The 13,213-nt window shown below is 63.2% G+C and carries 11 protein-coding genes; 9 read left to right on the forward strand and 2 right to left on the reverse strand.

The window, feature by feature from the left end; all coding sequences use genetic code 11:
* The first annotated feature begins 2 nt into the window (after nt 1–2).
* The 4 genes from OOT33_RS02500 to OOT33_RS02515 all read left to right on the forward strand — a co-directional run bounded on the left by OOT33_RS02500 (nt 3) and on the right by OOT33_RS02515 (nt 4,739).
* Complete coding sequence (locus OOT33_RS02500; protein ID WP_307748400.1) at nt 3–881, forward strand: methylenetetrahydrofolate reductase; 879 nt, start codon at nt 3–5, stop codon at nt 879–881.
* Between the two features lie 232 nt (nt 882–1,113).
* Nucleotides 1,114–1,575: a MarR family transcriptional regulator gene (locus OOT33_RS02505; protein ID WP_307748402.1), complete on the forward strand. Its 462-nt coding sequence runs from the start codon at nt 1,114–1,116 to the stop codon at nt 1,573–1,575.
* 178 nt (nt 1,576–1,753) lie between these two features.
* The gene (locus tag OOT33_RS02510) at nt 1,754–2,608 is read left to right on the forward strand and encodes a p-hydroxycinnamoyl CoA hydratase/lyase (RefSeq protein WP_307748403.1); all 855 of its coding nucleotides are present in this window, start codon (nt 1,754–1,756) and stop codon (nt 2,606–2,608) included.
* A gap of 22 nt (nt 2,609–2,630) precedes the next feature.
* On the forward strand, nt 2,631–4,739 hold the full coding sequence (locus tag OOT33_RS02515; protein WP_307748404.1) for an acetate--CoA ligase family protein: 2,109 nt from the start codon (nt 2,631–2,633) through the stop codon (nt 4,737–4,739).
* A 15-nt stretch (nt 4,740–4,754) separates the two neighbouring features.
* On the opposite strand, the gene OOT33_RS02520 is transcribed toward OOT33_RS02515, so the two are convergent.
* Nucleotides 4,755–5,201 (reverse strand): MarR family transcriptional regulator, encoded by a 447-nt coding sequence (locus tag OOT33_RS02520; protein ID WP_307748405.1) that lies wholly within the window; start codon nt 5,199–5,201, stop codon nt 4,755–4,757.
* A gap of 170 nt (nt 5,202–5,371) precedes the next feature.
* On the opposite strand from OOT33_RS02520, the gene OOT33_RS02525 reads away from it, so the two are divergent.
* From OOT33_RS02525 to OOT33_RS02545, 5 genes are all read left to right on the forward strand, one after another.
* Nucleotides 5,372–7,771, forward strand: a complete 2,400-nt coding sequence (locus OOT33_RS02525; protein ID WP_307748406.1) for a TonB-dependent receptor domain-containing protein — start codon at nt 5,372–5,374, stop codon at nt 7,769–7,771.
* Nucleotides 7,772–7,862: 91 nt separating this feature from the next.
* Entirely contained in the window at nt 7,863–9,257 is a 1,395-nt protein-coding gene (locus OOT33_RS02530) for an aldehyde dehydrogenase family protein (protein WP_307748407.1), read from the forward strand.
* Nucleotides 9,254–10,564: an MFS transporter gene (locus OOT33_RS02535; protein WP_373690515.1), complete on the forward strand. Its 1,311-nt coding sequence runs from the start codon at nt 9,254–9,256 to the stop codon at nt 10,562–10,564. Before OOT33_RS02530 ends, OOT33_RS02535 begins: the two co-directional genes overlap by 4 nt.
* Before the next feature lie 69 nt (nt 10,565–10,633).
* Nucleotides 10,634–11,464, forward strand: a complete 831-nt coding sequence (locus OOT33_RS02540; RefSeq protein ID WP_307748409.1) for an XdhC family protein — start codon at nt 10,634–10,636, stop codon at nt 11,462–11,464.
* Complete coding sequence (locus tag OOT33_RS02545; protein WP_307748410.1) at nt 11,457–12,029, forward strand: NTP transferase domain-containing protein; 573 nt, start codon at nt 11,457–11,459, stop codon at nt 12,027–12,029. The genes OOT33_RS02540 and OOT33_RS02545 overlap by 8 nt, the downstream gene beginning before the upstream one ends.
* 99 nt (nt 12,030–12,128) lie before the next feature.
* Here the strand turns inward: OOT33_RS02545 and OOT33_RS02550 are convergent, their stop codons facing one another.
* The gene (locus OOT33_RS02550; protein WP_307748411.1) at nt 12,129–13,115 is read right to left on the reverse strand and encodes a 2-oxoglutarate and iron-dependent oxygenase domain-containing protein; all 987 of its coding nucleotides are present in this window, start codon (nt 13,113–13,115) and stop codon (nt 12,129–12,131) included.
* Nucleotides 13,116–13,213: the final 98 nt, after the last annotated feature.

A 13,213-nucleotide genomic window follows, 5' to 3' on the forward strand; every position in this document is an offset into this window, starting at 1 on the left:
TCATGTCGATACCTGATATCCATCCCAACTGGCATCGGCCGTTTGAGCGGATAACCGACGGTTACTCGCTTGAGATCACCGGCAAGGATGAGCGGGCGCTGCGCGATGCGGCCCCCGCAATCCCCGCCGAGACGCCGGTCGCGGTCACGTTCCTTCCGGGTGAGCCGCTGGAACTGAGAGTCGCGGCCGCAGTGGCGGTGCGCGACCTCGACCTTGAGCCGATGCCGCATTTTTCCGCCCGGCGCATCCGGTCGGAGGACGACTTTTCGGGTTACCTCAAGCGCACCGTTGCGGCAGCCGGGGTGCGCCGCGCCTTCGTGGTGGCGGGCGATCCACCCCAACCCGAAGGCCCCTACGCGGATACGTCAGCCTTGCTCGCGACCGGTGCGTTCGAGGAAGCGGGTATCACGGCGATCGGCATCGGCGGGCATCCCGAGGGGCACCCGGCGATGTCTCGCCAGCAGACCTGGGATGTGCTGCACTCCAAAATCGCCGACATCCAGGCGCGCGGCATGGCAGCGCTGATCGTGACGCAGTTCTGTTTCGATGCCGACATCGTGCTGGACTGGCTCGCAGAGACGCGCCGCCGGGGTATCGACGTGCCGGTGCGGATCGGCGTTCCGGGGCCAGCGGGCATCAAGACGCTCCTCCGCTTCGCGGCGCATTGCGGGGTTGGCGCGTCCACAACGGTGCTGCGCAAGTACGGCATCTCGCTCCGCGCACTCGTAGGGAGCGCGGGGCCGGACGAATTGGTCAGGCGGCTGGAGCAGGGCCTAGGGGCCGAACATGGCAAGGTTCGGCTGCACTTCTATCCTTTCGGCGGAGTACGCCGCACTGCGGACTGGATTGCGGATTACGCCGCCGCTCCCGCGCAGGGCTGAGAGGAGCGCGTGTGACCACCATTATCAACGTTGGCCCGGGTCGAACGGGCCGACGGCACCCGCGCGATGGTCGGCTATTGCCGTGCAGACGAAAAGGTGCCGCAGCAGCCGCCACGCCCGTGCCACGCCGGGTGGGACCGATGGCCATGGCCTGCCCAGTGGCCAACATGCTCCGGGCGTGCTTCCCAGAGATCACGGTTGAGCCGGAAATCAGGCGCGCTATGATCGCGCAATGAGCAACCGGGGGGAAGCATCGGGCGTGGGCCTCGCAGGCATAGACGACATCCTGGGATTTCACATTCGCCTCGCTCATGGCGCGGTCTACCGGCATTTCACCGAGTCATTCGCCGACCTTGGTCTGACCCAGAAGCAGGTCTCTACGCTATGGCTGATCGAAGACGGCGTGGGACTGAGCCAGGCCGATGTCGCAGCCCGCCTTCAGATGGACAGGGCCACCACGATGGGCATCATGCGACGCATGGAGAAGCGCGGCTATCTGGTGCGCGAACGGTCCGCCAAAGACGGACGGAAGGATGTTCTTGCACTGACCGATCATGGCCGAGCGGCGCTGGCGCGTGCAAAGGCGGCGGTCGAGGAGCACGAGAACTGGCTCAAGGCGCGCTTCACCGATCAGGAATTGCGCACTCTTCTTGCACTGCTCCGCCGCATTTACGACGACACTCGCATGTCCTAAAACGCTATTATTAATAGCTATATATCAGAGTATTCGGCCCCGGCCAGGCGGTGATGCCGGGCGTCGTCATCGCTTACCTCAAGCGTTGCATTGTCCGAAAAAATAACTATTGAGTATAGCAATCAGCTCTGATAGCAGGGCTGGATACCCGGTCGCCCGGAAGCAAGAGGAATTCGCGATGAGCAAGTCGTCCCAACCCGATCCACGGCCTGAGGAGGAGACCGTCCGCGTCGAGGTCGCTGACGGGATCGCGTGGGTTTACTTCAACCGCCCGGACAAGCGAAATTGCATGAGTCCTAAGCTCAATCGCCAGATGATGCGCGTGATCGAGCAGCTGGAATTTCGCGACGACGTTCAGGTCCTCGTGCTCACAGGCGAAGGAGCGGCGTGGTCGGCTGGGATGGACCTGCTGGAATATTTTCGCATGAGTGAGGAGGCGGGTCTCTCCACTGTCCGCCAATCCCAGCGCGAGGCCTACGGCTGGTGGGAGCGCCTGCGCTGGTATGAGAAGCCAACCGTGGCGATGATCAACGGCTGGTGTTTCGGTGGCGGCTACGGCCCGCTGTTCGCCTGCGACCTGGCGTTCTGCGCCGAGAGTGCGCAATTCGGCCTCAGCGAAATCAACTGGGCGATCCTGCCCGGCGGCGGCGCGAGCAAGGTTGCGGTGGAACTCCTTGGTTTCCGGGATGCGATGTACCACGCGATGATGGGCGAGCACCTGAGTGGCCCTGAGGCGGCGGCCAAGGGGCTTGTGAATGAATGTCTGCCTGACGACCAACTCCGTGCACGGGTAATCGAAGTCTGCGAGGTTCTGAAAAAGAAGGACAGCCATGCCCTGCGCGCCACCAAGTGGGCAATCCGCCGCGTACGCGAGATGACCTACGACAACGCACAGGACTACCTGATCCGCGCGCAGGAAGCGCTGAATGACTTTGGCGGCTGGAAGATGCGCAAGGAAGCGACCCGCCAGTTTCTCGACGAGAAGGCTTTCAAGCCGGGCCTTGGCGCGTTCGACAAGAGTAAGGTGAGCTGACGACCGACCCGGGAGAAAAAGCTTGAGCCGTATCGAGCGCAGCGCGATCGACCGCCTGTTGCGGCCCGCCTCGGTCGCGGTGATCGGCGCGTCAGACAAGCCGGGCGCGCTAGGGACGTCGGTTCTGAACAATCTTGACCGCAACGGTTTTGGTGGGGCGATTTATCCGGTCAATCCCAACCGCAGCGAACTCGGCGGGCGCGCGTGTTTCGCCTCTGCTGGCGATTTGCCGCACGGTGTCGATTGCGCGGTGCTGGCGGTGCCGCGTCCGTCGGTGGTCGAGACCCTGATTGCACTGGCCGCGCGCGACGTCGGCGCGACAATCATCTTTGCCGCTGGGTTTGCCGAAGACGGCGAAGCGGGCCTAGCCGACCAACGCCGGATCACCGAAATAGCAGTCGCCAGCGGCATGGTGGTCGAAGGGCCCAATTGTCTCGGGTCGGTAAATTATGTCGATCGGGTGCCCCTGACGTTCGTCGAGACCGATTGCGTGGCACCGACAGGGCCGGGGATAGCGGTCGTCTCGCAGAGCGGGGCGATGGCCGCCGTCCTCACCACGACCCTGCGCGCGCGCAATCTCGACGTGAGCTACTCCGTGTCTACCGGGAATGAGGCCGCGAGCGGCGTTGAGGACTACCTCGAGTGGCTGGTGGACGATCCGCACACCTGCGTCGTGGCCATGATCGTGGAGCAGTTCCGCCGCCCTGCCGCGTTCCTGAACGCCGTGGCGAAGCTGCGCAATGTGGGCAAGACGATCGTGCTTCTCCATCCGGGGCGCTCTGCCGCCGCCCGGCAAAGCGCGGCCACCCACACGGGTGCTCTGGCGGGCGACTATCCGCTGATGCGCGCTGTCGTCGGTCACGCCGGGGTGATCTTCGCCGAAACACTCGAGGAACTGGGCGACATCGTGGAAATCGTCCGGCGCTGCCCGCCTTTGGCTGGCAGGAGTGTCGCAGTGCTGGGCGAGTCGGGAACGTTCAAGGCCCTCACGCTTGACCTCGCGGAAGAGGTTGGCCTGTCTCTGACGCCGCTGAGCGATGCCGACAGTCCCGCCTTGCGTGAGGCGCTACCGCCCTTCGTGCCGGTCTCGAACCCGCTCGATATTACCGCGATGGGCCTGTCGCAGCCCAAGATCTATACTGACAGCATCGGCGCGCTGCTCTCGGACGACAGGGTGGGAGCTGTCCTGGCGGGTATCATCCAGACGGACGCCCAGACCTGTGCGCTGAAGTTTCCATCTATCCTGGCGGCGATTCAGGCGGGCGCACTCGTCAAACCGTTTGTCTATGCCGGGCTGGACGAGGGCGCCCCTGTGCCCGCCGAGTGGCTGGAGCGATTGCGACATGGCGGTGTTCCCTGTTTCCCGTCTGCCGATCGCGCGGTTCGTGCTCTTGCGCGCCTTGCCCGGGCATTGGGCCGCCGCCCGGGTGGCTCGATCGCAAAGAAACCCATCGCCGGGCTGGCGGACCTGTCTGGCTCGGTACCCGAGTATCGCGCCAAGGCCTTGTTGGCGGGTGCCGGGCTCTCGTTTCTGCCCTCGCGGCTGTGCCGGTCTCCGGATGAGGCGATCACTGCGGCGGAGGAGCTTGGCGGCGCGGTCGCTCTCAAGGCGCAGTCGACGCGACTGGGACACAAGAGCGATGCGGGCGGAGTGCGGCTCAATCTGACGGGGGCCGACGCTATCCGTACCGCGTGGAAAGAGATGATCGCATCGGTCCGGGCCTATGATCCTGCAGTGGAGCTAGACGGCATCCTGGTCGAAGCAATGGGCCGCAAGGGGATCGAGATGATCCTCGGCGGGCGGCGTGACCCAGAATGGGGGGCGGTCGTGATGTTGGGGTTCGGGGGCGTCGCGGCCGAAGTGTTGCGCGATGTGACGCTGGTGTTGCCGGGACAAGACCGCACCGCCATCTGCGCAGCTATCGACAGTCTCGCCCAAGCGCAACTCCTCAAAGGTTTTCGCGGCGCGCCGCCAGCCGACGTCGATGCGCTGATTGATCTGGTGGAAATTCTCGGCGCGGTGTTGGCGGGCAATCCGCGGATCGCCGAAATCGATCTCAACCCGGTGATGCTTTTGCCCGCCGGCGAGGGCGCGCAAATTCTCGATGCCCTGATTGAATTGACCGATTGACGTCGCGCCCGGGCGTCAGCTCTGCCGCCATATTGCAAGCAGGGCTGGCGCGAGGTGCTCGCGGTGCTCTGCCGGAACGCGGGCCATCAGATCCTGTTCGAACCGGGCGAGGATTGCTTCAGCCTCGCGGCAAACCTGCTTTCCCTTGTCGGTCAGGTGCAGCCCGTTCGACTTGCCGTCGATTGGCGTGCGTTCGATCAAGTCCCTGTCCTCTAGTTTGCGTATCAGGGGAACCATGTTGGCCCCGCGAATGTCGAGGATCTTGCCGATGCTGCTGCCGATGATGCCTGGCTTTTCGTCGATCAGGACGAGCGTCGAGGCGTCGACCTGTCGCAGATCGATCGCCGCGAGCCTTTCGCTCAGGTCGGCCATCGCACTGGCCGCAGCGCGTTTCAGAAGGTAGCCGGGTCGCTCGTTCAGCCGGTCGGCTGGACCGCTGCGGCTGCGTGATTTCGAATTCATGAACGATGCCAATTCCCTGACCGATTTCTCGGCACATGGAAGCCGCGCGCCGCGCCGCTGTCAACCCGTCACGCAAAATAGGTATATAACATTGCTATTGCCAATATGTTTTTTTGCGCTTAGCCTTGGTGTGAGTTGCCAAAGATGCAACAGCTAGGGGAGGTTGTATGATGATGGGTATACACACCGCGCGTCGAATCTGTTGGATGGTGTCGAGCTGCTTCGCGGCGGTTGCGTTGGCGAGCCCCGGCACCGTATCCGCGCAGGCCACAGAACCCGCTGCAGACGTCCAAAATCCCGATCTGGGCAGCGATGAGATCATCGTGACTGCGCGCCGCCGTGACGAGAGCATGCAGGAAACTCCGATCGCCGTCACTGCTTTCACGCCCGAAACCCTGGCCGACCGCTCGATTCAAACCACGCAGGATCTTGAGGCCTTTACGCCCAGTCTCCAGTTCAAGAGCGCCGGCCAGCTTTCCGGCAACAGCGCAGCGACGGTGGTATTCATCCGCGGCGTCGGCCAGCTCGATCCCACGGCGGCGGTCGATCCGGGCGTCGGCATTTACCTCGATGAAGTATATCTGGGACGTGCAGTCGGCGGAGCCATCGATTTCGGCGATATAGCAGGGGTTGAGATCCTGCGCGGTCCGCAAGGCACCTTGTTCGGTCGCAACACGATCGGCGGTGCGATCCTCGTGCGGACGCAGCAGCCTGTTCTGGGCGAGTTCAGCGGGAAGGTCCGTGGCCGTGTCGGCAGCGACAACCTCCATGAGGCGTTCGGAGTGGTCAACGTTCCGCTCGGCGATATAGTCGCCGCGCGCTTGTCGGGCGGTTTCAAAAAGCGCGACGGCTACGTCATTCGTGCGTTCGACGGGCTCGATCTCGGAAACGACAATTCATACAGCTTTGGCGGCTCGTTGAAGGTCGAGCCATCGAATGATTTCGACCTTTTCGTCCGCGGCGACTACAACAAGCGCGACGAGCACGGCGCGCCCTTCGTGTTCGCAGGGATCAACGAACAGGCGCCGGTGCCCGCCATCGTCTCGGTCGGCGCGGGGTGCCCGGGCGCGACGATCCCGTACGCCCCGCTGGCACCAGGCAATCCGCGTTTCGGTGCGCCCAACGTGCCGCTGATCAACGATGCGCGTTGCGCCAATGACCTCCAGGCACGCGGACCGTTCGTCAACGGCGGCACAGCCGCGGTGACCAGTACTTCGGAGACCTGGGGCTTGGCGGCTACGGCGCGCGCAAAGCTGAATGATTGGCTGACTTTCAAGTCGATCACATCGTATCGTTCGACCAAGTCGCGCGGCGTGCGTGATGCGGACAACACCCCGTTTACCATCCTCACCACTGATCTGACCACCGATAGCAAGCAGGTCAGCCAGGAAATGCAATTCCAGATCGACAAGGGCATTGTCCATGCCATCGTTGGCACGTTCTTCTACAACGAAAAGACGTTCGAACGCGCGACAGTCTATCTTGCCTTTCCGCCATCGCCGCCGCTGATCGGATCGATACTTGCGGGCGGGCCGGGATCGCGCGACTTGCAATTGTCGAAACTTGAAACGGATTCATTGGCGGTCTTCGGAGAGGCTTCGGTCGAGGCAGCTCCCGGCCTCGAGTTGACCGGTGGCCTACGCTACACCGTTGACGACAAAAGCTATCTCGGTAACGTGCGAAACCTGTTCCCTGGCACGCTGCCCGATCCGGATCCGATCGCTACAAAAGCGACATCGGAAGGTGGGCCGTTGTTCATATTCTACCGTCCGAACAAGCGCAAATTCACCGCACTGACCGGATCGGCCAGCGTGCGCTATGCGATCAACGACAACGTCAGCACCTATGTGTCTTATGCAAAGAGCTTCAAGTCGGGGGGCTTCAACACTCGTTACAACGCGCCGCCGCCGGGCAATCAGCCGGTGCCGTTCGACGAGGAGCAGGTGACAAGCTACGAGGTGGGTGCGAAATTCTCACTCGGGCGTGCGCGCCTGAACCTGGCGGCCTATCGCGCCAATTACGACGACATCCAGCTCATTTTCCGCCAAGGCGTTGTGCCTCTGCTGTTCAACGCGGGGAAGGCGCGGATTCAGGGTCTGGAGGCTGAGTTCGCCTATCACCCGGCCTCCGGTCTGCAGCTCGATGCTTCGGCCAGCTATCTCGACGACCGGATCAAGTCGGTTACCCTGATACCGGGGGCGACGGCAACAGTGGCGCCTGGCGAAGATCTTCCGCTGACGCCGACCTGGCAGACCAGTTTCGGCGTCGGCTACAAGCTGCCGATCGGAGAGTGGGAATTGACCCCGAGGTTTGACGGCAGCTATCAGTCATACACGCGCTTCATTACCGGCAGTGTGCCGTTGATCGAACAGTCCGGATATTTTGTGGGTAATGCATCAATCACGTTCGCCCAGGCAAAAGGCGGGTTGCGTGTCCAGGCCGGTGTCCAGAACGTCACGGACAAGCGCTACAAGATTCAGGGCAACGCCTCGCTTGCAACGCTAGGCTATGCCGAGGTAATCTACGCTCGACCACGGAACTGGTACCTGCAGATCGGATACCAGTTCTGACAGGAGAAGCATGACAGCATTTGTCCCAGACTGAAGCCCGGGTTCCGCTGTGCGGGGCCCGTGCCCATTTTTGCAGGCCAGGAAACACGCGATGGAATTCGTACGCATCAACCCGCTGACCAGTGAACCGGCCTCGACCTCGCGCGCTCTTCAGGCCAGCGACATGGCGGCCTTTGCTGCCCGTGCCGCCGCCGCTCAGATCGGATGGGGGGCTACCGGTCCGAACACGCGTCGCGCCGTGCTGACGAAGGCCGCCGCTGCGCTGGAAGCCAAGATGGCGGATTTCATCGTCGCGATGATGAACGAGATTGGCGCGACCGAGGCGTGGGCGCGTTTCAATGTGATGCTGGCGGCCGGTATGATGCGCGAAGCAGCAGCGCTGACCACGCAGATCTCGGGAGAGATCATTCCGTCCGACCAGGCGCGCATCGCGATGGCGGTGCGCGAGCCGGTGGGCGTGGTGTTGGGTATCGCGCCTTGGAACGCGCCGATCATTCTCGGCGTGCGCGCGCTCGCGGTTCCGCTCGCCTGCGGCAACGCGGTGATCCTGAAGGCCAGCGAGAGCTGCCCGCGAACGCATGAGCTGGTCGTCGAGGCCTGCCGGGAGGGCGGCGTCCCCGAAGATGTGCTGCAGATCGTCACCAACCGGCCGGAGGATGCCGCCGATGTCGTTGGGGCGCTGATTGACGCGCCGGAAGTGCGCCGTATCAACTTCACCGGATCAACTGCGGTCGGCAAGGTCATTGCCAAGCGCGCGGCAGAGCATCTTAAACCCTGCCTGCTCGAACTGGGCGGCAAGGCACCGCTGATCGTGTTGGCAGACGCTGATCTCGACGAGGCGGTCAAGGCCGCTGCCTTCGGCGCCTACATGAACCAGGGCCAGATCTGCATGTCGACCGAACGGATCATCGTGGTTGAGGAAGTGGCCGACGCCTTTGTCGATCAGCTGGCGGCCAAGGTGCGCACGCTTGCCGCTGGTGACCCGCGCGAGGGCGCCGCCCCGCTTGGTGCGGTTGTATCCCAAAACACGGTCGACCATGTCCGCTCGCTGGTGGAAGATGCGATCCGGCAAGGCGCCGAATTGCTCGTAGGCGGGGAGGCTGATCGCACCGTCATGCCCGCGCACCTCGTCGACAGGGTGGCGCCAGACATGAAGCTGTTTCGAGACGAGAGTTTCGGCCCTGTCTGCGGGATCGTCCGTGCGCGCGACACCGATCATGCGATCGAGTTGGCCAACGATTCCGACTATGGCCTGTCCGCCGCCATCTTCAGCCGCGACGTGGCGGGCGCCCTCGCGCTGGCGCGCAGGGTCCGTTCCGGCATTTGCCACATCAACGGCGCAACGGTCTCTGACGAACCGCAGATGCCTTTCGGCGGGGTGGGCGCGAGCGGCTACGGGCGGTTCGGCGGCAAGGCGGGGATCGATGCATTCACCGAATTGCGGTGGATCACGATCGCCACCGGCGCGGGGCATTTTCCGATATGATTACCGCCTGCAACGATCCGCGACTGTTGGTCGAGACAAGCCGAATGACTTGGCGGCAGTACGTCATCATCGGGTTGTGCGTGTTGCTGAACGGGCTCGACGGTTTCGATGTGCTGTCGATTAGCTTCGCCTCGCCCGGAATCGCCGCGGACTGGGGAGTCGATCGCGCGACGTTGGGCGTGATCCTTTCGATGGAACTGATCGGCATGTCGATCGGGTCGGTAATTCTCGGCCTCCTGGCGGATCGCATTGGCCGCCGCCCGATTGCGATTGGCAGCCTTTTCGTGATGGCTGGGGGAATGGCGCTCGCCGCGCAAGCAAGCGGCATCGGCGAACTCGCCGCGATCCGGTTCGCCACCGGCCTTGGCATCGGCGGTATGCTCGCTTGCGCAAACGCGATCGTCGCCGAAGCCGCCAACCGCAAAGCCAGGGCGGCAGCTGTGGCGCTCATGGCCTCCGGCTACCCGCTCGGCGCGATCATCGGCGGTACTATCGCGACTGACCTGTTGCAGCACGGAACCTGGCGTGACATTTTCACCTTCGGTGCTTGGGTAACCGTGGGCTTCCTGCCCTTCATTCTGCTCATCCTGCCAGAATCCATCAGCGTCACCGTGCGGCGGTTCGATGCGGCAGCCGCGTTGCCCCGGGTCAACCGCGCGCTCAACCGCCTGGGGCACAACGCCCTCTCGGTGATCGAGCTCGTCAAGCCGCACGAGGGGGCCGACGAGGGGGTGATGCGCGGTGCGCTGCGCCGTGTCACGCTGCTCCTCGTCTTCGCCTACTTCTTCCACATGACCACATTCTATTTCATGTTGAAGTGGATCCCGAAGATCGTCACCGACATGGGTTTCGAACCTTCGGCAGCAGGCGGTGTGCTGGTCTGGGCCAATATAGGCGGGTTCGCGGGATCGCTAGTGTTCAGCGTGCTGACTGCGCGCGCGCCGCTCCGCCCGCTGCTTCTGGCGACTTTCGCTGCCGCCTTCGCCGCTGTGTGCTGGTTCGGACTGACGGCGAGCGGGATAGAGCCGCTCTCGCGCTCTGCGGCGCTGGCGGGCTTCTTCACCAATGCGGGCGCCGTGGGCCTCTATGCGCTCATCGCGGCATCATATCCCTCGCACCTCACGGCGGGGGCGACGGGCATAGTGATCGGCTTCGGCCGGGGCGGGACAGCGCTGGGGCCGATCATCGCCGGGCTGCTGTTCGCCGGTGGGGCCGGGCTGCCGGTGACGGCCGCGGTGATGGCCTGCGGATCGCTGATCGCGCTGGCGGCGATCTTCTTTCTCCCGCGGCAGACCGTCAAGACGTGAACCGGAAGCGTGGCCGAAGGCCGTGCACTTCAGTATCAGGGGCATGATTGAAACGGAGGCCGATGGCTCATGACCGATAGGGACGACGATCATGCTGCACTCGCCGCCGCCTGCGCAAGCGGGGCCGGATTGTGCACGATCGTCGGGATAGACGGCAGCTTCTCCCGTCGGCTGGGGTCGCAGCTCGCTGTCATGCGCTCGGGCGACATCGTCGGCAGCCTCGCGGACGGATGCCTTGAGAAACAGTTGGCTGCGGATTTGGCGGGGTGCGATCGGCCGACCGTCAAGCGCTACGGCAAGGGCTCATCGAAAATCGATTTTCGCCTGCCCTGCGGCGGCGGGCTCGACATCCTGCTGGATCCGCAGCCTGACGCTGCGATGTGCCGGGCGGCAATCGAGAAGCTCGACGCGCGGGAGGAGGCCTCGCTGCCGCTCCCGATCAATGAGCGACTCCCTGTGCGGCACTATATCCCCAGATTGCGCGTGCGCGCCTTCGGCGAGGATCCGGAACTGGCGGTGCTGCAGGATCTGGCACGAGCCAGCAATATAGTGTTCGAGCGCTATGACAGGAGCGCGCTCTCGCTAGGCCGTGAGCCTGATCTGCCGCCCGCCGACCTATGGACTGCGCATATTCTCCTGTTCCACGATCACGAATGGGAAGCCTCAATCCTGCGCCAGGCGCTGGCTGGTCCGAGCTTTTACATCGGGGCGCAAGGGGGCGCGAAGGCGCGTGAAGGTCGCATCGAACGGCTTGCGAGCGATGGTGTCGGCTCTGAGGATCTGGCCCGCGTTCGTGGGCCTGTCGGGGTCATTCCTTCGTCGCGGACACCGCGCTCTCTCGCCTTGTCGATATTGAGCGAGATAGTCGGCGCGTATGAGCGGTTGCATCCGCATGCCTGAGCATGGGGTTGCGATTGCTCTTCTTGCTGCAGGGCGGGCTGAGCGCTTCGGAGGGGGCAAGCTGGACGCCCCTTGCGCAGGAAAGCCGCTCGGTGCGTGGGCGGCGCAGGCGGTAGAGGCTACGCATTGTAGCTTGCGTCTGGTCGTCGTGCCGGAAGTCTGCCCGGCCTTTGCAGAGAAGCTCGACGGATGGCGGCGTGTCGTCAATCATGAGCCACAGGAAGGTCTCGCCGCCTCTATCCGCATGGCCGCAAAAGCGGCGCAGGGGTGCTCGCGGCTTGTCATCGTGCTTGCAGATATGCCGCTTGTTGAAGCGTCCCATCTGCAGGCACTGGCGGCAACCGATGGCGTCGCCTTCACGGTCTATCCGGATGGCGGCCGAGGTGTTCCGGCTGTATTCCCCGCTCGTTGTTTCACTACGCTTGGCACGCTGATGGGCAGCGCCGCCCGGTTCGACTGGGGCGAGGAGGTAACGGTCTTGCCCCCGCCGAGGCCGGAGTCGCTGATGGATGTCGATACGGCCGAGGATCTGGCAGCGGTTCAGGCCTTGCTCGTCGGCCGTTAGAGCGATTTCCAGTCAGATGGCATCATCTGACGATTCAGAAATCGCGGTAAAACAATAGCCTAGAGCGGTTGATCTGATTCAATCAGATCGGAAGCCGCTCTAGCGCGCCGCCTGCAGTCCGAAGCTGTCGAGTGGCACAGCGTCGTTCAGGACAAGTTCTCCCCGTTCGACCCGGCCCTTGAGGTAGGCGAAGGTTTGGGCTGTCTGGTTGAAGAGGTGCTCGCCACCCTTGAGCGGGGCATAGCGGGCGGCTTCACCCCGCACAATCGGCGCAACCACATAATCATAATCGAAGGCGCAGAACATCGGGAAGGAATAGCGCTCTTCTGGAACTTGTTTCACCCGATGCCGGGTGGCGAGATAGCGGCCATTGGAGAGGATTTCCATCATATCGCCGATGTTCATGATCATCGTTCCATCCAGCAACGGCACGTCGATCCACTCACCCCGTTTGTTGATCACCTGAAGACCCGGCGCCGTCACGGCCAGCAGGGTGAAACATTCATAATCGGTGTGCGCGCCCATGCCGGGCCGATCCTCCGCGCTTGCGTTATGGGGGTAATGCATGAGGCGCAGTTGGCTTGGCGGATGGCGCAGATGTGCGTCGAAATGATGTTCCTCAAGGCCCAACGCAAGCGCGAAGGCGCGGAAGAGCTGACGACCTATCGCTGCTATATGATCATAATAGCCTGTCACATCCTTCTGAAATCCAGGCATGTCTGGCCAGATATTGGGGCCCAACAGCGGCCGGCGCCCTTGATCGGACGAGTATTCGCAGTTTATGTCGTAGGCTTCCTTGAGATCATGGGAGGTGCCGCCCAATTGTTCCTCACCCACCGGCACATAGCCGCTGTGATTCTCGGACAAGCCAATATAGCTCTTCATCTTGGCGTCGTGATCGAGCGCGAAATAGGCTTTGGCGCGCGCGAGGAGGCGGGAAAAGGGCGCGTCGTCAATCTGCGTGCCGGTGAGATAGAGAAATCCGGCTGCCATGCAGGCCCGGTTGAGACTGCGGGCGACGGCCAGCCGGTCTTCGCGGCGATCGCTGGCGAGTGGGGAGATGTCCACAACGGGTAGCACGGTCATCAGCCACTAGTAGGCGAAGCGGGTCATAACGCTAGGTCGGGAAATTTTATATTTTCCATTGATTTGGTCTATGGGGCCCCATTATACGAGGGACTTGC

Origin of the sequence: Sphingobium sp. DEHP117 (assembly GCF_030867385.1) — a bacterium.
GTDB lineage: Bacteria > Pseudomonadota > Alphaproteobacteria > Sphingomonadales > Sphingomonadaceae > Sphingobium.